Annotated in this window: 23 protein-coding genes; 14 read left to right on the forward strand and 9 right to left on the reverse strand. The window is 38.9% G+C overall.

The features are described from left to right. Positions 1 to 309: 309 nt before the first annotated feature. The 3 genes from DS885_RS00215 to DS885_RS00225 all read right to left on the reverse strand — a co-directional run bounded on the left by DS885_RS00215 (position 310) and on the right by DS885_RS00225 (position 4,225). Positions 310 to 1,989, reverse strand: coding sequence for a methyl-accepting chemotaxis protein (locus tag DS885_RS00215; RefSeq protein ID WP_113817397.1), 1,680 nt, complete (start codon positions 1,987 to 1,989; stop codon positions 310 to 312). A gap of 183 nt (positions 1,990 to 2,172) precedes the next feature. Then, positions 2,173 to 3,027 (reverse strand): S-formylglutathione hydrolase, encoded by an 855-nt coding sequence (fghA, locus tag DS885_RS00220; RefSeq protein WP_113817398.1) that lies wholly within the window; start codon positions 3,025 to 3,027, stop codon positions 2,173 to 2,175. A gap of 64 nt (positions 3,028 to 3,091) precedes the next feature. Continuing rightward, on the reverse strand, positions 3,092 to 4,225 hold the full coding sequence (locus DS885_RS00225) for an S-(hydroxymethyl)glutathione dehydrogenase/class III alcohol dehydrogenase (RefSeq protein ID WP_113817399.1): 1,134 nt from the start codon (positions 4,223 to 4,225) through the stop codon (positions 3,092 to 3,094). 189 nt (positions 4,226 to 4,414) lie between these two features. Between DS885_RS00225 and DS885_RS00230 the strand changes: the two genes are divergently transcribed. After that, on the forward strand, positions 4,415 to 5,281 hold the full coding sequence (locus DS885_RS00230; RefSeq protein ID WP_113817400.1) for a LysR family transcriptional regulator: 867 nt from the start codon (positions 4,415 to 4,417) through the stop codon (positions 5,279 to 5,281). 83 nt (positions 5,282 to 5,364) lie between these two features. On the opposite strand, the gene DS885_RS00235 is transcribed toward DS885_RS00230, so the two are convergent. Then, positions 5,365 to 6,033, reverse strand: coding sequence for an alpha/beta hydrolase (locus DS885_RS00235; RefSeq protein ID WP_113817401.1), 669 nt, complete (start codon positions 6,031 to 6,033; stop codon positions 5,365 to 5,367). Between the two features lie 53 nt (positions 6,034 to 6,086). Next, complete coding sequence (locus DS885_RS00240; RefSeq protein ID WP_113817402.1) at positions 6,087 to 6,563, reverse strand: Lrp/AsnC family transcriptional regulator; 477 nt, start codon at positions 6,561 to 6,563, stop codon at positions 6,087 to 6,089. Positions 6,564 to 6,842: 279 nt separating this feature from the next. Between DS885_RS00240 and leuA the strand changes: the two genes are divergently transcribed. The 11 genes from leuA to DS885_RS00295 all read left to right on the forward strand — a co-directional run bounded on the left by leuA (position 6,843) and on the right by DS885_RS00295 (position 16,111). Continuing rightward, positions 6,843 to 8,579, forward strand: coding sequence for a 2-isopropylmalate synthase (gene leuA / locus DS885_RS00245; RefSeq protein ID WP_113817403.1), 1,737 nt, complete (start codon positions 6,843 to 6,845; stop codon positions 8,577 to 8,579). Positions 8,580 to 8,781: 202 nt separating this feature from the next. Then, positions 8,782 to 9,474, forward strand: a complete 693-nt coding sequence (locus DS885_RS00250) for a response regulator transcription factor (protein ID WP_113817404.1) — start codon at positions 8,782 to 8,784, stop codon at positions 9,472 to 9,474. Positions 9,475 to 9,720: 246 nt separating this feature from the next. Then, the gene (locus DS885_RS00255) at positions 9,721 to 10,356 is read left to right on the forward strand and encodes a PepSY-associated TM helix domain-containing protein (protein WP_113817405.1); all 636 of its coding nucleotides are present in this window, start codon (positions 9,721 to 9,723) and stop codon (positions 10,354 to 10,356) included. A gap of 12 nt (positions 10,357 to 10,368) precedes the next feature. Next, on the forward strand, positions 10,369 to 10,887 hold the full coding sequence (locus DS885_RS00260; protein WP_113817406.1) for a DUF2271 domain-containing protein: 519 nt from the start codon (positions 10,369 to 10,371) through the stop codon (positions 10,885 to 10,887). Positions 10,888 to 10,924: 37 nt separating this feature from the next. After that, complete coding sequence (locus DS885_RS00265; RefSeq protein WP_113817407.1) at positions 10,925 to 11,758, forward strand: DUF4198 domain-containing protein; 834 nt, start codon at positions 10,925 to 10,927, stop codon at positions 11,756 to 11,758. Continuing rightward, positions 11,758 to 12,084 (forward strand): hypothetical protein, encoded by a 327-nt coding sequence (locus DS885_RS00270; RefSeq protein WP_220149613.1) that lies wholly within the window; start codon positions 11,758 to 11,760, stop codon positions 12,082 to 12,084. Before DS885_RS00265 ends, DS885_RS00270 begins: the two co-directional genes overlap by 1 nt. Further along, positions 12,081 to 12,656 carry a DUF6162 family protein gene (locus tag DS885_RS00275; protein ID WP_113817408.1) on the forward strand — a complete coding sequence of 192 codons (576 nt, stop codon included), beginning with the start codon at positions 12,081 to 12,083 and terminating at the stop codon, positions 12,654 to 12,656. The genes DS885_RS00270 and DS885_RS00275 overlap by 4 nt, the downstream gene beginning before the upstream one ends. A 26-nt stretch (positions 12,657 to 12,682) precedes the next feature. Beyond that, positions 12,683 to 13,621 carry a metal ABC transporter solute-binding protein, Zn/Mn family gene (locus DS885_RS00280; RefSeq protein ID WP_113817409.1) on the forward strand — a complete coding sequence of 313 codons (939 nt, stop codon included), beginning with the start codon at positions 12,683 to 12,685 and terminating at the stop codon, positions 13,619 to 13,621. Beyond that, entirely contained in the window at positions 13,621 to 14,352 is a 732-nt protein-coding gene (locus DS885_RS00285) for a metal ABC transporter ATP-binding protein (protein WP_113817410.1), read from the forward strand. The genes DS885_RS00280 and DS885_RS00285 overlap by 1 nt, the downstream gene beginning before the upstream one ends. Next, a complete protein-coding gene (locus DS885_RS00290) occupies positions 14,352 to 15,227 on the forward strand; it encodes a metal ABC transporter permease (RefSeq protein ID WP_113817411.1) in 876 nt (291 codons plus the stop codon). Before DS885_RS00285 ends, DS885_RS00290 begins: the two co-directional genes overlap by 1 nt. A 2-nt stretch (positions 15,228 to 15,229) precedes the next feature. Then, positions 15,230 to 16,111, forward strand: coding sequence for a metal ABC transporter solute-binding protein, Zn/Mn family (locus DS885_RS00295; RefSeq protein WP_258546803.1), 882 nt, complete (start codon positions 15,230 to 15,232; stop codon positions 16,109 to 16,111). A 44-nt stretch (positions 16,112 to 16,155) separates the two neighbouring features. Here the strand turns inward: DS885_RS00295 and DS885_RS00300 are convergent, their stop codons facing one another. Further along, positions 16,156 to 17,616 (reverse strand): hypothetical protein, encoded by a 1,461-nt coding sequence (locus DS885_RS00300; RefSeq protein WP_113817412.1) that lies wholly within the window; start codon positions 17,614 to 17,616, stop codon positions 16,156 to 16,158. Between the two features lie 300 nt (positions 17,617 to 17,916). Here DS885_RS00300 and guaD point away from each other — a divergent pair, with 300 nt between their 5' ends. Next, positions 17,917 to 19,224 carry a guanine deaminase gene (gene guaD / locus DS885_RS00305; protein ID WP_113817413.1) on the forward strand — a complete coding sequence of 436 codons (1,308 nt, stop codon included), beginning with the start codon at positions 17,917 to 17,919 and terminating at the stop codon, positions 19,222 to 19,224. Between the two features lie 84 nt (positions 19,225 to 19,308). Then, positions 19,309 to 19,884: a nucleoside triphosphate pyrophosphohydrolase family protein gene (locus tag DS885_RS00310; RefSeq protein ID WP_113817414.1), complete on the forward strand. Its 576-nt coding sequence runs from the start codon at positions 19,309 to 19,311 to the stop codon at positions 19,882 to 19,884. A gap of 77 nt (positions 19,885 to 19,961) precedes the next feature. Here the strand turns inward: DS885_RS00310 and DS885_RS00315 are convergent, their stop codons facing one another. From DS885_RS00315 to DS885_RS00325, 3 genes are all read right to left on the reverse strand, one after another. After that, positions 19,962 to 21,215, reverse strand: coding sequence for a sensor histidine kinase (locus DS885_RS00315; protein ID WP_113817415.1), 1,254 nt, complete (start codon positions 21,213 to 21,215; stop codon positions 19,962 to 19,964). Beyond that, a complete protein-coding gene (locus tag DS885_RS00320; RefSeq protein WP_113817416.1) occupies positions 21,215 to 21,913 on the reverse strand; it encodes a response regulator transcription factor in 699 nt (232 codons plus the stop codon). The genes DS885_RS00315 and DS885_RS00320 overlap by 1 nt, the downstream gene beginning before the upstream one ends. Positions 21,914 to 22,127: 214 nt before the next feature. After that, positions 22,128 to 23,267 (reverse strand): Na/Pi cotransporter family protein, encoded by a 1,140-nt coding sequence (locus tag DS885_RS00325; RefSeq protein WP_113817419.1) that lies wholly within the window; start codon positions 23,265 to 23,267, stop codon positions 22,128 to 22,130. Between the last annotated feature and the right edge of the window lie 431 nt (positions 23,268 to 23,698).

The raw sequence follows: 23,698 nt of genomic DNA on the forward strand, positions 1-23,698 counted from the left end.
ATGGTGAGTAAAATAAAGGTATAAGATGAAGGATTGATGACTAAATAAGCTGAAGATAATACCAATCATAGTAAGTAACTGATCTATTTTACTTGTTAAAACAACTTATTTTTCGTTGTAAGTTTCGTATAGGAAACAACAATTTACATCAACTTACGCCTCAAACTAAGCCATTTTTCCGGCGCAAAATTTAGATCCGTTATTTAATACAATTGGTATAAGTTAATTTAAAACAGGGGGGATAGAGCTAGACATAGATAACTTACTGCTATCTATGTCTAATTTAGATGGTTGTTTTCATCAGTAAAATTATTTTAATTTAAAATAACTCACCGAGTTGAGCAGCTCTTCACTTAATGCTGACAATGAAGAGGCTGACGCCATAGAAACCTGAGCGCGATTATTATTCTCTTCGCTCACTTGATTAACCTCTCTTACATTTGTGCGTATTTCATCTAAGGTTGTGGTTTGTAGTATTGAGGCACTAGAGGTTTGTTTAGAAATATCTTTAATCTGCTCAACGGAAATATTGATTTCATCTATCACATGGCCTGTATTTGCTACATGCTCAACACTTTGTAATGATTTATTATGGCTATTATTAATCACTGAGACTGCGCTCAAAGTACTGCGTTTTAGCGTTTCTAATGTGACCTGTATTTCCCCGGTAGAATCTTGAGTACGCTGGGCTAAGTTTCTAACCTCATCGGCTACCACTGCAAAACCTCGGCCCTGTTCTCCTGCTCGTGCTGCTTCAATCGCTGCATTTAACGCCAATAGGTTAGTCTGGTCGGCGATGCTTTTTATCACTTCTAAAATATTGGTGATGTTATCGGCTTCAGTATCTAACTGCTGAATCGCCGACACAGAGTTTTCAATCTCGTTGGCTAAATCCTCAATGGAATTAATGGTCTCGTGAACGATCCCTTTACCTTTTTGTGCGGATTCAATAGCATTATCTGACTTAGCAACTGCGTTATCCGCATGCTCAGCAAGTTGTGTTGAAACACCATAAAGTTCATCTACAGAGTTTGATAAGGTACTCATTCTGCTGCGTTGAAACTCAGCATCTTCGATTCTTTGTTGGTTATCTTTAAGCAAACCATTGGTTGAATCATTTAAGTTATTAGCCATCGCAATTACCGACTGGAAAATAGCTTTCAAATTGTTAGTCATTGAAGAAACAGAACGTTTAATCTCGCTGATCTCATCTTTATTATCACCGACATCAATGTTGTTACTAAGGTCACCCTCTGCTAATGATGAAGTGGCAGATACAATGCTATGTAGGTCTGTTTTGAGTTTTCTAATCATTAAAAAAGAGATGACGATGACAACAAAGAAGATACTCACGGCTAGTACCATTGACTGAATCATAATTTTATTTTCTTTTTCAATGATGTTCTTAGCTCGAATATTCACTAATTTGCCATGCATATTATTAATGCGTTCGATGCTGTCCAAAATGGGAGGAAAAGCTAAGCGTGCGGCTTTTTCTGCTTTTTTACGTGCCACAAAGGTAGCTTGAGTTAACCAAACATTTGTTAAGTCAGATAAAGCGCTCTCTAATTGCTTAACCTGCATGACTAGTTGGTCACGGGCTACGATTAAACCTTGATCTTGGGGTAATGCTAGTTGCTGATCCCATTGATGTTCAAGCGTCGGACTAATCTTCAATAAATTATCACGATAACTTGTTAACAGTGTTTTTACTTTGTCGGTTGATGTTTCTAACTGTGTTTGTTCAATGGCTCGAGCAGAAAATTTCATGCCCATCTCTTCCGAGTCTTGATAAGCCTTAGTGATCTCTTTCCATTGGTTATTGGTGAGTGAGTAAAACTGTAAAATCTCTGAGTCGAGCGTGATATTTTTAACCACCTCTCTGCTGTTATTAACTAGGTTAATGGAGATGAATAAGAGGGCACATAATAGTAATAGCACCAAGCCAGATATTTTAAATGATAACGTTAAGTTCCTAAATAAATTCAAACTAAATCCTTATAGTATAAAAGTTATTGTGAAATACGGTGTTTAGACTTTACCACTACTACCTAAAAAGTGAGAGCTAAAATTGTATTTGGATTTACGTTGTTTTATTTCAGACTGAGGAGGAGATGAAAGTAAAGGCAACTACCTACCTTTACTTTATCGACTGGAGGCACAAAAACTGAATTACTTTTTTAGTAATCCTAAGTTTAATGCATGGAAACGCAGGTGTGATTCTATAAAGCTACTGATGAAGTAATAGCTATGGTCGTAACCTTCGCGCATATTAAGTTGAAAGTAGTTGGTCTTTTTATTGACGAGTGCAGACAGGTTCTCTGGTTTTAACTGCTCTTGTAAAAATGAATCCTGGCTACCCTGGTCAATCAAAATAGGTTGATGCTCAGATAAACTAGAGAGGATTTCACAGCTATCGTAAGCCTTCCATTCCTCGCGATCTTCGCCTAAGTAAGCCGTAAATGCTTTTTGTCCCCAAGGGCAATTAATTGGGTTACAAATAGGGCTAAATGCACTGATTGAGGTGTATAAACTTGGGTTACGTAAGCCAATGGTTAATGCACCGTGACCACCCATTGAATGTCCACTGATCACGCGTTGTGATGTGACAGGGAAGTTCGCTTCGATTAACTTAGGTAGCTCATGTACAACGTAATCGTACATTTGATAATGCTTATTCCATGGAGCTTGTGTGGCATTAAGGTAAAAACCTGCGCCTAAGCCAAGGTCATAAGCTTGTTTTTGATCATCTGCAACTTGTTCGCCACGTGGGCTCGTATCGGGTGCCACAATTGCGATGCCTAATTCAGCTGCTAATCTTTGTGCGCCGGCTTTTTGCATGAAGTTTTCATCGCTACAAGTTAAGCCTGATAACCAATACATCACTGGCACCGGAGTATTACTGGTAGCTTGAGGTGGTAAATAGATGGCAAAACGCATTTCACAGTTTAATACAGAAGAAGGGTGAGTATATTGCTTGTGCCATCCTTCAAAAAGTTTATTACTGCTGATATTTTCAAGGATCATTGTATAGCCCTTTTAAAAATGAGGAGGCTAAGCGCTAATAAGTGCTTAGCCATAAATAAGATATTTATTTGTGGTCGAAGTGGATAACACTACGGATACTTTCACCACTGTGCATTAAATCAAATGATGTATTGATCTCTTCTAATGGCATGGTGTGAGTAATAAAGTCACTTAACTTAAATTCGCCACCTAGGTAACGTTCAACAATCTCTGGTAATTCAGAGCGGCCTTTAACACCACCAAATGCAGTACCACGCCATACACGGCCTGTTACTAATTGGAATGGACGAGTTGAAATCTCTTGGCCTGCACCAGCAACACCAACAATGACAGATTCGCCCCAACCTTTGTGACAACATTCTAATGCACTGCGCATTACATCAACGTTACCGATACACTCAAATGAGTATTCAACGCCGCCGTCGGTCATCTCAACGATCACATCTTGGATTGGCTTGTCGTAATCTTTAGGGTTAATGCAATCAGTTGCACCTAGCTGTTTAGCTAGTTCAAATTTACTTTCATTGATATCGATACCAATGATTTTATTTGCACCTGCCATTTTTGCACCAATGATTGCAGATAGACCAATACCACCTAAACCAAAGATCGCAACGTTATCGCCTTTTTCAACTTTTGCCGTATTTAACACAGCACCCATACCGGTTGTTACACCACAACCTAATAAACAAACTTCTTCAAGCGGTGCTTCTTTGTTTACTTTAGCTAATGAAATTTCTGGTAATACCGTGTACTCAGAGAATGTAGAACAACCCATGTAATGGAAGATAGGTTGACCGTCTTTATAGAAACGGCTTGTTCCATCTGGCATAACACCACGACCTTGAGTTTCACGTACCGCACTACATAAGTTAGTTTTACCTGAAGTACAGAACTTACAAACGCCACATTCAGCTGTGTATAGTGGAATAACGTGGTCACCAACACTCACGCTAGTCACGCCTTCGCCAACCTGCTCAACAATACCACCACCTTCGTGACCTAAGATAACTGGGAATAGGCCCTCTGGGTCTTCACCTGATAAAGTGAATGCATCAGTATGACAAACACCAGATGCAATAACTTTAACTAGTACTTCGCCTTTGCGTGGTAACATCACATCAACCTCTTCAACCACTAATGGTTGATTTGGGCCCCATGCGATAGCTGCTTTTGATTTAATGAATTGATCTGTCATATTTGCTCCAATTAAACGTGAAAAATATCAATCATAATAATGAATGGTTAAAATAGACCATTTTCCCAGAAAAATACTTAGCTCTGTATTTACTATAATTGGTATTGCATTATTTGATAGCTATTATATTTATTTCTACAATAATGATAATCTACCTAAAATGAAAATTACTTTTACTAGGTGGTAACAATGTCATGGCAAGGAATTAATGAGTTTGTGGCAGTCGCAGAAGCGAATAGTTTCTCCGTTGCGGCTAAACAACTCAATATATCAACGGCACAGGTTAGTCGGCAAATTAGCGCCTTAGAAAAACGCTTACAGGTCAAACTTTTTTATCGCACAACACGTAAAGTCTCGCTGACAGAAGAAGCACAATTGTTTTACCAGCATTGCCGTAACTTATTAGATGGGTTAACTAATGCAGAGCAAGCGATCACAAACTTACAAGCGAACCCGCAAGGTAAGATAAAACTAACAGCGCCTGTCACTTATGGTGAACAGAAAGTGTTACCGTTAATTAATGACTTTGTTGCTTTACATAATGAAATAGAAGTGACCACTGAGTTAACCAATAACCGTGTTGATTTAATTGATGGTGGTTTTGATGTGGCAATCAGGTTAGGGCAGTTGCAGGATTCTAGCTTAATCGCTAAAAGGCTCAGTCAACGTTCTAATTTTGTTTGTGCATCGGCTGCTTATTTACAAAAACACGGTGAAGCACACTCTTTATCTGAGTTAAAACAACATAACTGCTTATTGGGGACGCGTGACTATTGGCGTTTTATCGAGCAGGGTAAAGAGAAAAACATAAGAGTAAAAGGTAATTTACGCTGTAACAGTGGTTTAAGCTTAGTGGATGCTGCTCTAAAAGACATTGGTATTGTGCAACTGCCTGATTATTACGTGCAATCTTATATTGAATCTGGGCAGCTAGTGACTATCTTAGATCAGTTCAGGGAGCCTGCCGAAGGGATTTGGGCTGTCTACCCCCAGAACCGTTATTTATCACCTAAGATACGCTTGTTGATCGATTATTTGTCTACGAACTTAAAATAATCATTTAACTAGTATGACTGGTATTAGCCCCGATTTCTGTATTGATAATAACAATAAGGTCAGTTCGGGGCGTTAGGAATAGTTTACTTTAATACCTTTTGGATCCACGCTGCAATATCCACTAACTGCTCTGCAACCACTGAATGTGGCATCATATATGATTGCCATTGCGCTTGATAACCTGCATCAACTAATAATGTATTAGCCATTTTACCCGCTTGAACTGGCACAACTTCATCCTGTTCGCCATGGTGCTGCATGATAGGTGTGTTTTTATTGGCTACTGATAACTCTGCTGGTAAGTGATCAGGGCTTGGTAAATAACAAGACATAGCAAGCACGCCTGCTAATTTTTGTGGGTAACGTAATCCTGAGAATAGACTGATCACACCACCTTGGCTGAAACCGGCTAATATAATTTTATCTGCTGCAATACCGCTATCAATTTGCTTTTGAATCAGTGCATGTAAACGTTGTTCTGACTCCATAACACCTGTCAGGTCGGCACGGTTATGTAGGTCCATGCTTTTAATATCGTACCAAGAACGCATCACAGCACCCTGATTAATGGTTACTGCTTGCTCTGGGGCATGTGGAAAAACAAAACGAATAGTGTGGTCTTGTGGCAATTTTAATGCTGGAACAATAGGTGAAAAACCTGCGCCAGAATCCCCCAAACCGTGTAACCAAATAACGCATGAGGTTGCTTCTTTAGTCGGGTTTACGATGATTTTATCTAAAGTGGCAGACATATTATTGTTCCTTATAAATAACTTAAAATATAATTTTGTATGAAAAGGTTACGCTAATCTAATGGTAATGCAGTCTTTTTTAATACTTCACGTAAAACAAAACTAGAGTGAACACCGGTTACGCCCTCTAATTTAGTAATATGACCTAATAGAAACTGCTCATAATGTTGCATATCACGCACCACCACTTTTAATAAAAAATCTGCAGATTGCCCGGTGACAATTAAACATTCTAATACTTCTGGTAGGGCGGTTACCGACGTTTCAAAGTTTTCAAAACGCTCAGGAGTATGCCTATCCATACTAATACCAATCATGGCCGTGAGGTTTAATCCCAAGGCAGCGCTTTTTAGTAAGGTCACATGTTTATCGATGATCCCCGATTCTTCTAGGCGTTTCACTCGGCGCGAGCAAGGTGTTGGTGATAAACCAATACTGTCAGCTAATTCTAAATTACTGATACGCGCATTACCTTGCATTAGTTGCAATATTTGTTTGTCGATACGGTCTAATTTCACGATGGATTGCATACATATTCCTACAATTGTATTTATTCACTACTATTTTACCCAATGGTAGTTATTTGTTGCAATGTTTTTTATTATTAATGGTGACTTTGCAATCATTCACTCTAAAAAGTTCGCTATAGTTTACACCATGGATAGCGAGCGAAGTTCCTAACCGGGAACGGGTGGCAACAATCTTACCATGCTGAGCCAACTCGCTAATTCTTTTATCTTTATCTTTAATTTCTTAGTATGATACCCACAAATAGTAACCATTAAAGAATCGTTTTTAGGGAATGTCTTATGTCAGCCAATAATAACCAAGCATCTAGCTTCAATCATAAAAAATACCGTGCTTTTGCACCTATTCAAAAAAATGATCGACGTTGGCCTAATCTGGTAATCGACCATGCACCTGATTGGTGTAGTGTAGATTTACGAGATGGTAACCAAGCATTGATTGAGCCAATGAGCCCAAGCCAAAAACTAGAAATGTTTAAGTTATTAGTTGATGTGGGTTTCAAAGAGATTGAAGTTGGCTTCCCTGCTGCCTCTGCACCTGATTTTGATTTTGTACGTCAGTTGATCGAAGAAGATCATATTCCAGATGACGTGACGATCCAAGTATTAACGCAGGCGAGAGAGCCACTTATTGCGCGCAGTTTTGAAGCATTAAAAGGCGCTAAAAAAGCCATTGTTCACCTTTATAACTCTACTTCTACCGTGCAACGCGAGCAAGTTTTCAAAAAATCACGTGATGAAATTAAAGGTATTGCTATTCAAGGTGCTGAATGGGTAAAAGAGATGGCTGCACAACAGCCTGAAACACAATGGTTATTCCAATATTCACCGGAAAGTTTCACTGGTACAGAGATGGATTACGCATTAGAAGTATGTGATGCGGTAATTAATGTATGGCAACCAACGCCAGACAGAAAAGTGATCATTAACTTGCCGGCTACCGTAGAAGTGTCAACGCCAAATGTTTATGCCGACCAAATTGAATGGATCAACGACAATATTAGTCATCGTGATTCAGTAAGAATTAGTTTACACACACACAATGACCGTGGTTGTGGTGTTGCCGCTGCCGAGTTAGGTGTATTAGCGGGTGCTGACCGTATTGAAGGTACGTTATTAGGTAATGGTGAGCGTACTGGTAATATGGATATTGTGACCATGGCGATGAACATTTACAGTCAAGGTATCGACCCTGAATTAATTTTATCAGATATGGATCGCATTATTTCGACGGTTGAACGTTGTACGCAACTAGCAGTACATCCTCGTCACGCTTATGCAGGGGAATTAGTTTTTGCTGCCTTCTCAGGTAGCCACCAGGATGCGATTAATAAGTGTATGAGCATTGATGCTGAAAAACGTAAAGACGATCCTGATGCACATTGGGAAGTGGCATATTTACCTATCGACCCTCGTGATTTAGGGCGTAATTACCAACAAGTGATTCGCATTAATAGTCAATCAGGTAAAGGCGGTGTTGCTTATGTACTTGAGCAAGATTACGGTATTCAAATGCCACGTTGGATGCAGGTTGATTTTAGTCCTCATATTCAAGCTTTTGCAGAGCAAAGTGAAGCGGAAGTAGGGCCTAAAGCGATTCATGAGATCTTCTCAAATACCTACTTAAATCCTAACCATGCGGTAAATATTGAAAGTTATCAGTTAAACCGTGAAGGTAGTGTTGATACGTTAGAAGCTAAATTACAAACACAAGGGCAACAAGTTGGGTTGTCCGGTAAAGGTAAAGGTGTGTTAGATGCCTTTGTAAAAGGGTTGAGTGCTACGATCGGTCACGATATTGTGCTACTTGATTACAATGAGCATGCTTTACCAAGTACGGCAGGCTCAGAAAATGAGCAAGCAGTGGCAATGGCTTATGTTCAAATAAGTATCCAAGGGCAACGTTACTGCGCGGCTTCGCATTGTGATGATATTGTTACTGCATCAATGCAAGCGGTGCTAAATGCACTAAGCCGCAGTGATGTGCAAGTAGTCAATAGCGCTGCTATCTCTGCTTAATTAACCAGCCTTAAGGTTAATGACTAAATAATAAAGCTTCGTAGATGTTAATGTCTGCGAAGCTTTGTCGCTTTTAATACACTTCCAACAAATCACTTCAGCAAAAAACACTCATTTTCTATCAAGATCTCCACAATGATATATTGATAAAACATCACGCAAGAAGTAGAATGCGACTCATTCTCATTTGCAAAGGATTGTTATGTCTAATATTGTCGTGGTTGATACGGATCTTGAAAGCCGACCTTTGATCACTAAAGTACTGATCAAAGCTTCACATCAAGTAACTTGCTTAGGTAACAGTGACAATGTACTTAACCTCTTAGCACAACAAGGTGCAGACCTAGTTATTATTAATGATAGCTCCACATCTGAAGCGACTTTAAATTTGATCGCCAATATTTATGAAGATTTTTCTGTTCCTATTTTGTTATTAAGCGAAGTAGGCAAACAAGATGTGTTACTTGAACAATTACAAGCAGGTGCCGATCAATATTTAATGAAACCATTTTCTGACAATGCTTTAATAGTGCATGTGGATGTGTTGCTTCGTCGTGTCGCATTAGAAAAAAAACGCGCTAGCTTTACTCATTGCAGTCAGCAATTCTCTTCTAAAATATCACGTTTACCCTTTACCGATACTGAAGAGCAATTAGTGCAATACTTGACTAGCAAAGAGGGGGATATCATCTCTAAAGCGACATTACAGAAAGAAGTGTTGAAGAAAGAGCTTTCGATGTTTGATCGAAACTTAGATGTTCATATTAGTAATATTCGTCGCAAAATGTCTAATGCAGGACTATCTAAGCTACATATAAGAACCGTACATGGTAAAGGTTATAGTTTCAGTGAGAGGTTAGGTAAAATTGCACCTCTGCTTCTGTTTTTCCTATAGCAGTACGCCAATTTAGAGACCCATTCCCCTCAATAACGCTGTTTTCGCTAAACACTCTCTTCTAAATATAAGAGAGTGTTTAAAATAACCCCTTTTTTATTCTTACCCTTTGAGCAATTAATATTTTTTGTCGTTTTTCTGCCTTCAATTTTCAAATGTAAAGAATGTAAATTTATTTATTAATTAAATGATAATGAATTACATTTGCATCCCTAATAAGCAGCTCCTTAATTAAGATCTTTTTTCATGGTTTTCTCATTAAAAAACAAAAAAGTACAACTTTGGGCTAGACGCTTACACATCTATGTTTCAATGGCTTTATTGCTGGTTGTTTTATTCTTTGCAATTAGCGGTATCACCTTAAATCGTCCTCATTTATATACCAGTGATACTCCGCAGGTTGAACAACAGTTTTTAGTTATCCCTGATACTATTTTTAGTATCGAAAGTAGTCGTTTGAGCGTCAATAAGTCAGGTTTATTGGATTACCTTAGTAGCCAGGCAAACCTTTCAGGTACTCCTTCTTCAATGCACATTTTTAGTGATATCGAAGAAGGGGAAATACTCGAAGGGGAGATCTCTTTAGATTACAAAGGCCCCGGCTTTAATAGCACTGTATTTATCGATCTCGTTAGTAGAGAAGCTGAAATAGAATCAACACATTATGGGGTCGTGGCAGTATTAAATGATCTACATAAAGGCCGTAATAGTGGCCAAGTATGGGCTTGGTTTATTGATATTAGTGGCTTCTTAATGGTGTTTTTTGCTTTAACGGGTGTGTGTTTATTAGTGCCGAAAAAGAAGAGCTTTAGTTTAGGCCTGAAATGGATGACCTTTGGCTCAGTAGTAACCCTATTAATCTATCTATTTGCCGTTCCTTAATGAGAGTTAACAATGAAATTTAAAAGAGTGTTTTATGTATTAAGTGCATTACTCATTTTACCTAACTGGGTAAATGCTAAGGCTATCCCTGAACAGGCTGTGATGGACATTGAGTTTACTATTCCTACTGTGGAAGCGAGCATCTATGCGCGCCCTTATGTCGCCGTTTGGATTGAAGATAAGCAACGCCAACCGGTACGTACTATCCAATTATGGGTTGGTGAAGATGAATGGTTAAAAGATTTAAGAAGTTGGTGGCGTAAAGTAGGCCGTAATGATCGCGCCGTCGTCGATGCTGTTACTTCTGCAACTCGACCTGTTGGCCAGTACCGCTTTTCATGGGATGGGTTAGATCAGCAAGGGAAACGTGTGGAGCAGGGGGATTATACCTTCTACGTAGAAGTAGTGCGTGAACATGGTGGGCGTAATTACCTACGTCAAAAAATACAACTTGCAGAGCAAGATTTTAAGCTGAGTTTACAGCCCACTGAAGAAACTGGCTTGATTAACCTACATTACCATATTCAATAAATTTACTTTTAAATTCATGAAAAGAAGAGAGACACTGATGTTATCTAAAAAAATAAGTACTGTTGCTGTTGCTTGCGCTATGCTAGGTGGCTTAACGCTATCGCAAGTAGCTAATGCCCATCCTCGTTGGATTATGCCATCGCACTTCGCTATCTCTAAAGAAGGTGGCGATTGGTTAGCATTTGACATCACCGCTTCCCATGGCACATTTGTATTAGATAAACCTGCCGGTGCTGAAAATGCACGCATCGTTATGCCAGATGGGCGCCAAGAGCGACCAGATGCTGTTTTACGTGGTAAGCGTCGTTCTGTCTTTGATTTTCATTTTACTGAGGAAGGGACGCATCGCGTACAAGTCAATAACTTTCCAAGTTATGTAACGCATTACAAAGCCGGCAAGCGCGATACGCAAAAAAGATTACGAGCTAGTAAAGTAGATCGTGCAGCCTTGTTGCCTGAAGGTGCAAGAGATGTGATCAGTACATTATTTTACACTCGCGCTGAAACTTACATTACTGTCGGTAAACCAAGTGAAAAGCCTTTCCCATTAGAAGGTACATACCTAGAATTAAAGCCAGAAACTAACCCTGCAGACATTGTGGCTACAGAGCCTGTACGTTTTCAGCTATTTTTTAACGGTAAACCACAAGTGGGTGTAAAAGCTGAAATAACACGAGATGGTACGTTATACCGTAATCAGCAAGAGCAAATTGATGTGGTGACTGACGAGCAAGGCTTTATTGAATTTACACCTGAAGTGGCTGGTCGTTACCTATTAAAAGCAACACATAAAGCACCGATTGCTGACAACCCATTAGCAGACAATATGAATGTTTCTGTTCATTTAACCTTTGAAGCGGTACTACCTTAGTGGCATTGGTTAAGCGCATCGTAAATAGTATAGCCGGTGCTGGCTTGCTATTTACTAGTAGCGCAGCATTAGCCCATTATCCGTTGATGGAGTGCTGGTCAAAAGGCGACCTTATCGAATGCCAGGCTGGTTACAGTGATGGTAGTAAAGCAACGAATTCTACCGTTAATATGTACGACTATGACGACAACTTAATTGCCAAAGTAAAAACTGACAAACGTTCCATTGCGACGTTTACACTTAGCGTTGATGAATTTTATATCGTCTTTGATTCTGGGCACGAATACCCAGTTGAAGTAGATGGTGTAGAGATTAACGAAAAATGATCACACAATCCGTTATTAGTGAAAATAGGGGACATGAAGGGTATTGGATTGCCTTTTTATGTGCCCTTATTCTTATTGTTGGTAGCTTATTATTACCTTTTAATAGTGTTCACGATGGCCATCATACATTGGCTAAACACCAGGTATTTATTTCTGATTTAGCGCCTCCTCCATTAGCTATGATTGCCGATCTGCGACTTGCTCATGAGGAGATTCGTTATTTATATGAAACCAATCAAGCATGGCCTGAAATAGCGCAGTTAGAGGAAGGTTGGTTAGCGCCTTTTGTTAAAGATAAAAGCTGGGATCACCAAGGAAAGCATCAATGGTTATTAGTAGCGCCGGGTGTTTATCAAAGTGAGCCTGTTACAGATGGCACTCGTTATTTGTTGAATAGTCAAGGTCAAGCAGTGGATATTTGGTTTGACCAAGCACAACAAGCAAGTCTGTTGCCTGCATTAGCGTCAACGGAAGACAATGCAACAGTGTTATCCACTGAGCAGTTTATTGATGCTGGTTGGATACAAGTTATTTTTAGTGATGACGTTGAAGAGACAGCACACCACCATTAATTGATTATTTTTATACAGGCCACATTATGTTGGCCTTATTTGTTAGTAGCGAGACCATTATCATGTTTAAACGCCTCTCAATCACCTTCTTGTTGTTGGTCTGTAGTACCTCAATTTATGCCAAGAAATTAACCGTCGGTATTACTCTGCAACCCTACTTTAGTTACCTAAAAGCGGTAGTGGGGGACCATGTTGATGTATTGCCATTGGTTGACGAAGGATTTAATCCACATAACTATCAACCACAAGCTAATGATTTACGTCGCTTAAACCAGATGGATGTGATTATTGTCAATGGTATCGGTCACGATGACTTTGCCTTAAAAGTGATTAAAGCCGCTAACCGCGATGACTTAATCGTGGTTAAAGCCAATAAAGATGTGCCTTTATTACCAGCAATGGGGCAATCAGTAGGCACAGGTGTCGTAAACCCTCACACTTTTGTTGGGGTATCTACTACGATTCAAAAGGTTTATACCATTGCCACAGAAATGAGCAAAATTGATCCTGATAATGCTAAGTTATATCGCGCTAATGCCAGAGCATACGCCTTAAAATTTAGAAAAATGAAGCATCAAGCGATGATCGAATTAAGTGACATCAATACCGCAGGTATGAGGGTCGCAACCACACATAATGCCTACGGTTATATTCTGCAGGAGTTTGGTGTTGAAGTATCTGCCGTTATTGAGCCTGCTCATGGTGTTGAACCAAGCGCTAGCCAACTACAAGAGACCATCGAAAAGATTCGTGAATCGGGTATTGATGTACTGTTTTATGAATTGAATATGCCTAATCGTTACGTGGATACTATTGAAAAAGAGACGGGCATTAAATTATACCGTTTCTCACACATGACTCATGGTGCTTATCGATTAGATAAAGTAGAGATCGAAATGCAGCAAAATATAGATACATTAGTGGAAGCTATGAAATACACTGCAGCGAACAGAGGTAGTAAGTAATGGGGCCCGCTATCGTATTAGATGACGTTAGTTTACGTTATGAAAACAATATTATCTTGGAAAAAGTCAGCGCAACCTTAGATGCCGGCCAATGCCATGTAGTGATGGGGCCGAATGGCGGAGGGAAAACTTCCTTATTACGCTCAATATTAGGGTTAACCCCTTTTAAAGGCGATATTCAATTTCAATGGCAACAAAGTAAAGGCAAGATCGGTTATGTACCGCAAAAAGCCACTTTTGAGCCAAGCTTACCGCTGACAGTACTGGATTTTATTTTATTAAATCAAAGTCGCTCACCGCTGTTTTTCAATTTTAATAAAAAGCATAAAGTAAAAGCATTACAGCAACTAGCTCGATTAGGCATGGAAGACCGTGCTATGTTCCGCATGGGACAGTTATCGGGTGGAGAGCAACAACGTGTGTTGTTTGCACAAGCCTTATTAGATGATCCCGATTTACTTATTTTAGATGAGCCAACCAATGGTATGGACGAACAAGGTGTACGTTATTTTGAAGCGTTAATTAATGACTTGGTGAAAGAGGGGAAGACTATTCTGATTGTTCATCATGACATCAGCGCCGTTCGCCGTTTACAAGCGACGGTACACGTGGTGAATGGTATGTTATTAGAAAGTGGTCAAGCGGAAGAGGTGTTAAAACCAAGTAAAATTGAGCGACTATTTAACCATTATCGTCACCACTCAAGTCAGCAAAAAAGTGAGATTTCATAATGGATACATTACGTTTATTGGCAAGCCAAGGCGCGGAAGCAGGGTGGTTAAGTGAAAGTTTCAGTTATGCATTTATGATTAATGCTTTGGTGGCTGCTCTGTTAGTTGGGCCTTTACTCGGTGGGTTGGGGACGCTGGTTATTGCAAAACGCTTAGCGTTTTTCTCTGAAGCGGTTGGCCATGCAGCATTAACTGGTATTGCAATTGGGGTGTTACTAGGCGAACCACCAGAAAACCCAATTATTGGTTTATTTTGTTTCTGCATGATCTTTGCTCTGTTATTGCATTTTGTTCGTAATCGTACCGCTGTGCCTTACGATACCCTAGTAGGTGTATTCCTTGCGGTTGCTTTAGCTGGTGGTGCTGCGTTGTTAATGTATGTGGCGCGTAAAATTAATATCCACATGTTAGAGAATGTATTATTTGGCTCTATATTAACTATAACAGACTTTGATTTATTGGTGCTAGGTCTAAGTTGTTTACTGATTATTGTAGGGTTAATGTTTACTTTTAATCGTATTTTATTGGCGTCTATCAGCCCTGATATTGCCAAAGTCCGCGGTTACAATACTCACTTTTACGATTACCTGTTTGTGATGATGATTACTCTTGTCACAATAGCAGCTGTGAAAATTGTGGGAGCAGTGCTAGTAGGTGCATTGTTATTAATTCCAGGTGCTACTGCTCGTTTAATGACTAAAAGTATGGGCAGTTTTGTATTGCTATCCTCTTTTCTTGCTACCTTAAGCTGCATTATTGGTACCTTATTACCAATGGAACTCAAATGGTCAATTCCATCTGGTGCATCAATCATTCTAGTGTCTGCAAGTTTCTTTTTAATCGCTACGGTTACGCGTATTGTAGGGAGAAAATAACGATGAAAAAAATGACTTATTTACCATCTGTGACCGGTTTAATGCTATCAGTAAGCATGTTCTTACCTAGTCAGGTAATGGCCAAAGATATCCTTACAACAACGCCTGTGACCTACATGTTAGCGACTCAGTTAATGAAGGGGACGCCAGTTACAACAACTTACCTTGCACCTAAGCGATACGGTATTGAGCGTTTAGGTAATTGGTTTGCAACAAAAGGTGAAGCCAAAGTAATGGCTGAAGCTCAACAAGCGACAGTGGCGATTACATTACGTTCTCTTTGGCCTCAAGACCCACTCTTTGCTTATGCGCGACAGGGGAATATTAAGATGATTGAGGTGGATGCTTCTCAGTCAATTTCACCAAGAGCAAAGGGCATTGCAACAGTACAATTAGGCAGTGGTAACACGTCTATTTATGCTTGGCTTAACCCTAATAACTTGAGCACTATGTCGAGTATTGTCAGTGATGATTTAAAACGTATTTGGCCAGAACAACAGCAGGTCATTGAAAAAAACCAGCAACAATTATTGGTTGATATCCGTCAGTTGATTAATCAACAGCAAAGTATTTTGTTCGATAAAGGGATCGATTCAGTTGTATTACTCTCAGAGCAACTCGAAGATTTTGCTTCGGCGAATCAACTGTTTGTGGTCGATCGCCAGTTCAAAGAAGCATTGAACTGGACAGCTGAAGATAAAGCGCAGTTAAAAGCCTTAATTGAAGAATCACCAGAATTGTGGATTTTAACCACTAGAAAGGTCTCTGCTCAATTGAAACAATTATTGCCTGAGTTTGAGCATATTTTACAGGTGAATAGTATCGACCGTTGGGGCAGTAAAGGGATCAGCTTAGAAAATCCATTACAACCCTGGTTGTTTTAGCGTATCGAGTCGTTATCCGATATTGGATAACGACTCTTTATAAGTTAGGTGCGTCGCTTGATATGCAATAACGAAGAGAGTTTGGATTGACGTTTTCTATCCGAAGGGTCTTTAATTTTTGCTTCTCCCGCCTTTACTATTTCCACGATACCAGAACGATTTAAAGTGATTCGGTAGCGTTCAAATTGCTCTAAATACTGACCTTGGTCAACAGCGACAATGATGTTGATTTGGTAGCGCCTTTCAATGGTTGTGCTTTGTATTTTATCTTTATTATTAGTCGCATTTAAGCGCTCAAATACCTTACCTGTACCACCTTCTGCATAACGAGTTAGGGGGCGTAAGCTAAATAAAATATTCTCCTCAATGGTATCGTAGCCAGCTTGAAAGCCATTTTTACTGATACGGCTTTCAATACGATAATGTAATAGCTGCGCACTTTGTTTATTTTGCGTATTGCGTTCGGCTAACAAGGCCTTGGTTTGGTGAGGCAGCCTTGCATTGCTGGTGTAATCTAACCACACTTTTTGTTTGGCCATTTCATGTTGATTGGTTGAGTCGTACAAAGTGCGCGCCCATTTGGGCTTACCCTTACGTATCCAACGCCACAAAATATTCTTAAAGTCATCTTTAAAGACTTCACGAACGCCATAAATAATCGATAGTATAAAGACCATCAATGCGGTTAACTGACTAAAGGCGCCTTGGGTTTTGATAATTAAGACTAATACCACACTCATTAATAACGCAGTCGCAACACCTGTTACCACCTTACGAGTGATATTACCCAGGACGATAGTTTTGCTTTTGAAGATAACACTGTATTCAATCAAACGACGTAATAAACGCATTTTATTGGCGATACGGTTAGGATCTTTTAAGGTTGAGTCAGAGTTGTAGCCTTTTTTCTTACGGTATTCACTTTCAGTATCACAAATCGCAAGTAGCGATAAGCGAGTCTCTGAAAAAGCACTTTGTCGTGGTTTTTTGGCCAACATACGTAGAATCGTTTGTTCGGTGAACCAAGATAAGTAGTTATCTACATTTTCATAAATCGAGTTAAGCTTAGTACTTTTAGGGTGGTGGCCACGGTGCTTTTTTAAGATATCTAAGCAGTGCTCTGCTAACTCAGTGGCAGATTCATAAAACGCTTCTAGACCTTCATTTTCACCAATTGCAATCACTTCATTGGCATCTGTTTCTAAAGCTGAAATATATTGGTAAGCAAACATGTTTAGGTTGCTTTTGTATTCTGAGGTTGAGCGTTTCATTCGGCTTGCAAAACGGCGATGTAACAGTGGTAAATGCAATCCATGAGTATGGTAAGCGCGGCGCCCATCTATGCCTGCATTGAAGTAATCACTTTCCGATAAGGTGTTTTTATTAATGCCCATCTCTTTTGGTAAAGAAAAATATAAATCGATGCGTCTAAACGTCCCTTGTGTCATATGGTGGGTGAGTTTAAACGATAATTTTCCGTCTTTCTTTAAAGCGATGTTGGGCAATGGGTCCTCCTTAGTGGGCCTTTATTATAGCTATATCATTACTCTTTGTAATGACAAAGCTGTGAATTAATTAACTTTTTATGGTTATTTATTTTATTTATATTTTAAATAAGAGTGTTTTCTTAGATGATAATAATATGCAATTAGTACTTTCAGATTTGAAAAAAATTGGCTATATTAACTTAGCTTTTGGTGATTTTCGGTTGTTAATAATAAAAACCCTTGAACAAGGGCCTGCTAAAAACAGGTCAAAAATCATAGTTATTTTTTTTAATCTCAATTTAACTATGGGCGAATTTTATGAACCAAAAATCTATTACAGCTATCCGCGCGAGCTTTTTACACTTCCTTAATGATCCTGCAAAAGTTGATAATGTCGAAGACGCATACCAATACATTGCCGATGGTATTTTGGTTACTGAAAATGGCAAAGTCAGTTCATTGACTGCATTTTCACAAGAAAGTGCAGATTTATATCCTCAATTAGAAGATAAACGTGGGCAATTAATTATGCCTGGTTTTATCGATACGCATATTCATTATCCACAAACAGAGATGATTGCCGCTTACGGTGAACAACTATTAGAGTGGCTAGAAACCTATACGTTCCCAACAGAAAAACAGTTTGCAGACAAAGCCTATGCGCAAAAAATAGCGACATTTTTTATTAATGAGCTATTAAAGAACGGCACAACCAGTGCGCTTGTTTTCGGGACGGTTCACCCTGAGTCCGTCGATGCTTTATTTGAAGAAGCGGATAAAATAGATATGCGTATGATTGCGGGTAAAGTGATGATGGATCGTAATGCGCCGGATTACCTATTAGATACCGCGCAATCCAGTTATGACCAGTCTAAAGCGTTAATTGATAAATGGCATAATAAAGGCCGTTTACAATATGCGATCACCCCGCGTTTTGCACCTACTTCTACACCAGAGCAATTAGCCATGGCGGGTAAGTTAAAAGCTGAATACCCTGATGTCTACGTACAAACGCATCTTTCAGAAAATAAAGATGAGATTGAATGGGTAAAATCATTATTCCCTGAGCGTGCTGGTTATCTTGATGTTTACGCTCATTACGGGTTAGTGGGAGATAAGTGTGTCTTTGCGCATTGTATTCACTTGACTGATCAAGAGTGGCAAACCATGGTGGACAGTGACTCGGTGATTGCATTTTGTCCCACCTCTAACCTGTTTTTAGGCAGTGGCTTATTTAACCTAGAAAAAGCTGATGATATTAAAGTGCGAGTTGGCTTAGCAACTGATGTGGGGGGAGGTACCAGCTTTTCTCAACTGCAATCTTTAAGTGAAGCTTATAAAATTATGCAATTACAAGGGCAAACGCTTTCCGTCTTTAAAGGGTTATATATGGCGACCTTAGGCAGTGCAGAATCGTTGAGCATGGCTGATAAAGTGGGAAATTTAGCGCCCGGAAAAGAGGCTGACTTTATTGTATTAGATTGGGCGGCAACTGACCTACAAGCGTTACGCCTTGAGAATTCAAACAATCTACAAGATAAACTCTTTGCGTTAATGATGTTAGGCGATGAGCGTAATATCCAATCTACCTATGTTGCTGGGAAATTAGTCTATAGCGCAGCGTAATCCATATATTTAAATACTTTTCCTGTCTATAATAGGGCGCTAAATTTAGACTTTGCTATGACGCTGTTACAGATAGGAAATACCATGAAACTAACGCAATTAACGACTGAACTTTACACCAAGCTTTATACGGATATTACGCAGTTTAGAGAAACTTTTGATCTACAATGTGATGCACCTGAAAGCATGGATGAAAAAGCCGATGAATTACACACTTCATTAATCATCGAAGAGTTAACTGAGTTAGCTGAAGCACCTGATAAAGTTGAGCAAGCTGACGCTATTGTAGATAGTGTGTATGTATTGATGGGACGTTTGGTGCATTTAGGTGATAAAAAAGTTGAAGATAACTTAGCGATTTCTTACTTAATTGATCTGTTTTTAAATGTTGCTAAACAGCGTGATATTGATTTCATTACTTGCTGGAATGAAGTGCACTCAAGTAACATGAGCAAGGTATGCCGCAACCAACAAGAGTTCGACGATACCGTCGTTTTTTATGCTAAGCAGGGTGTGCAATTAACGGACAGTGTTAAAGGTGATTTTATTATTGCTAAATGTGCTGAAGATGTGCAGTTAGAAAATAAGCTCGTGCGTAAAGGTAAGGTCTTAAAATCGGTATATTACCGTCCTGCTGATTTGGCGCCGTTAGTGAATTAATCACGTTTTATTTTGAACAAACAATGTTTATAAAGCCAAAAGACCGCTAGGTGTTTTGGCTTTTTTTGTTTATTGATTCAGACAAAGTTAATTTCTACATAATGCCCGTTATCTTTAGCGACATTCTTGTATTGCCATTCATAGTGTTTCACTAAACGCTCTATTAGTTCTAACCCCAAACCGAAGCCTAAATCATTTTCTAGCATGTTTTCAGATAAGTCTTGGTTGTGAATAATTAACTGATGAGCAGATTGGGTGATGATGATTTTACCTTCATTAGTATGTTGTAATGCATTTCGGAGCAAATTGTTGATGATGATTCTGCATAATACTGCGGGTAGCTGTTGCTCTGTTTGATCTGTTTGTATCTGTATTTGTACTTTTTTGCCATTTAATAGGTAGTGTAAGTCATTAAGTAGTTGTTGGGTAAGTTGCCCAAGCGATATCGTACTTAATGGCACCGTTTTGTCTGTTTGGCGATTTAACCATAGCAAGGTTTCAGTCAGGTTAGTCATATTTAAGCTGGCACGCTCGATACGATCTAATACCTGTAACTGTTTCTCTGTACTGATATTTTTTTCAATCATCTTGCGCAATAGTTCTGTATTAGTGCGGGTGATAGCGATTGGTGTGCGTAACTCATGGCTCGCATAACCTAAAAACTGCTGCTCTCTCTCTAAGCTTTCTTGTACTGATTTTAAGCTAGATTTTACTATTTCAGCTAAGCTATTCAGTTCACTGTAGTGAAAGTCAGGAGCGGGTTGAGTTAACTGCTGTTTATTGAGTTTTTTAGCCCAAGTCATTAAATTTTCGATGGGGTTAGTGACTTTACGTAAAATAAAGTAGGGAACTAAAGCAAAAAGAGCCATAGCAGCGATGGCAATTAAGACTAAGTATTTAAAGGGAGGAAATAACCCGCTTTTCGAGTGTTTATCGACCTCAGAAAAAAACAAGGTGGCCACAAAACGTATTTCATTATCACGCTTGAGTTTCATCGCAAAATAGCCAGCCTTAGGTGGTGAAAATAATGGGCTGCCTTCAATATATTTAACGAGTTTACCGACTTCCATCTCTTTTTCATCGATTTTGTTTTTTATTGAATCAGGTAAATCATTAAAAGTACTCGCGATAATAAAGTTATTAAGCTTGATCGGGTTGCCTGCAGAAACGGGAAGTTGATAGGCTTGGGTGCGCATTTCTTTACGTATTGAAAAATCTAATCCGGTGATCAAATATTTAAAGCTGACAATAGACATGAGTGTAATAGTCGTGATGCCTGTAATGATCATCACTACCAAAAAATAGAGGCGTAAACTGGGCTTTATTTTCATTACTTTTGTTCTTCCTTTAACACAAATCCATATCCCACTAGGGTATGGATAAGTTTAATTGGGTGTTTATTTTCACCTTGTCCATCAACGGCTTTTCTGAGATTAAACATATGTACTTTTAAGCTATTACTGTCGGGCTGCTCTTCTCCCCATACACTTTGTATTAATTTTTCTCTATTGACGGGGTTAGGGCTAGCTAACATTAATGTTTCTAAAATCTTAAAGCTGATAGGTGATAGTTTGAGACGGTGTTCATCTCGAGTGACTATCTGTTGTTCATTGTCTAAGGATAAACCGCCGATGATTAATTTTTTTGCTTGTGCACTTCTGCGACGTGATAACACTTTAATGCGTACAATTAACTCCTCCATGGCAAAAGGTTTCACTAAATAGTCATCTGCACCTTTGGCAAAGCCTTGTAGTTTGTCATCTAGTGTATCTTTGGCTGTTAACATCAAAATAGGCACGTCAACGCCCTCGGCTCTTAACGTATCACACACCGTCAGACCGTCCATTTTAGGTAAATTTAAGTCTAAAATAACCGCATCGTAATGATTGGATTTAATTAGATTAAAGCCAGATAAGCCATTGGCGGCATGGTCACATTGGATTTTCTCTAGTTCAAAGTAATCAATTACAGCGGTGGCTAAGTCGATATCATCCTCGACTAATAATAACTGTAATTTATCTATATCCATGAACAACCTCTATTTATATAACCTGCGTCTATTGTATATAAAATAATAGCAATAAATGGGTTAATGAAAGGTTAATTTGTCTGCAAGGTTGGGGAATACAAAAAAGCGACTCATTGAGTCGCTTTTATTGGGAGTTTACCTAGATGTTTTTTAAATCAATTATGTTAACAAGTAAAATAGATCCGTTACTTAGTGTGGTTGGTATTAGTCTCATTTAACGGACACCAATTAAAATCAACCCTGGTAAGATAAAGAAAGTACCGATCACATAACCAAAGGCCAAGAATTTATTTTTAGTGCCGACTTCTGCTAGTTTCTCTGCGCCTTTTAAAGGTAATTCACGTAGGAACGGAATACCGTAAATAACGATAACGGCTAACAAATTAAATAGGAAGTGTACTAAAGCAATAGTTAATGCTGCCTCGGCCATTTCACCCGAGATAGCGGTTGCAGCTAATAATGCTGTGATGGTCGTGCCAATGTTTGCCCCTAAAGTAAATGGGTATATTTGACGTGTAGTAAACATACCGCTACCAGCTAAAGGGATCATCAGGCTGGTTGTGGTAGAAGAAGATTGCACCATCACTGTCATTATTGCACCTGAAGTAATACCTGCTACTGGCCCTTTGCCTAATGCATTATGTAAGATGGCTTTAGCTTTACCCACTAATACTTTTCTTAACACTTTTCCTAAGAAAGTCACTGAGAATAAGATAAGTGAAACACCAATCACTACCATTGCAATACCTGCAAATTTGCCTGGTATTATAGAAGCGATATCAGACACAATATTTACACCGGGTTTAGTGAGAGGTTTCATAAAGTTGAAGCCTTTTAGCGACATATCCGCACTACCAACTAGTAAATGTGAAGCGATACCGGCCATTTTCTCTAATAAACCAAACATTAATTCTAGTGGTAAGAAGATAAGTACAGCAATTAAGTTAAAAAAGTCATGTACAGTGGCGGCACTAAAGGCGCGTTTAAAGTCATCACTATTACGAACGTGGCCGATCGATACGATAGAGTTAGTAATGGTTGTGCCGATATTGGCACCCATGATTAATGGAATTGCAATAGAGATGGGTAAGCCACCTGCAACCAGGCCCACAGTGACGGCAGTTACCGTTGAAGATGATTGTACTAATGCCGTGGCTAATGTACCTAAGATAAGTGCAATTAGTGGGTTGCTAGCAAATTGAAATATTTCAGCTGCTCCTGCTGCTCCACCTGAAAATAGCTTAAAACCACTACTTACACTGCTAACAGCAACTAACATACAATAGACTAAAAAGAGGACGGCAGCCCAATTTAAATACTGGTTTAATGTAGTGTTGTTATGTTCATTTTTCATCATTTTCACGCCTATTACTGAAGTGGTTTTACTCAATTATTTAATCTGTTTTATTTACATCGCGGCGATTAAAACAGAAAAATATTACAGAAATATTTCAATTGTAATAATTTGATAATTTTTTTGAAATATTATTGTCATAATTAACAAAAGAGAGGTTACTAGGGAAAAGAGAGTGGTTTAAATTAATGGTTTACCTTCTATATAACCTCAAGACTGGATAAGAAAAGCGAGTTAACACCGCTATTTGTGCGTTAAATTATCTCTCAATACCCGTTATTGCTTTAATAATTTGCTTTGAACTACGCACAACTAGCAGTATTGTCTATTACATGATTTAACTTTCTGATTTTATATGATGTTTCGCTTCCATCAACCAGAAATGAGGTTATATCGCTTGGTTAATGTATTGCTTATACCAATTGTATTAA

Source organism: Psychromonas sp. B3M02, assembly GCF_003318165.1.
Classification (GTDB): domain Bacteria; phylum Pseudomonadota; class Gammaproteobacteria; order Enterobacterales; family Psychromonadaceae; genus Psychromonas.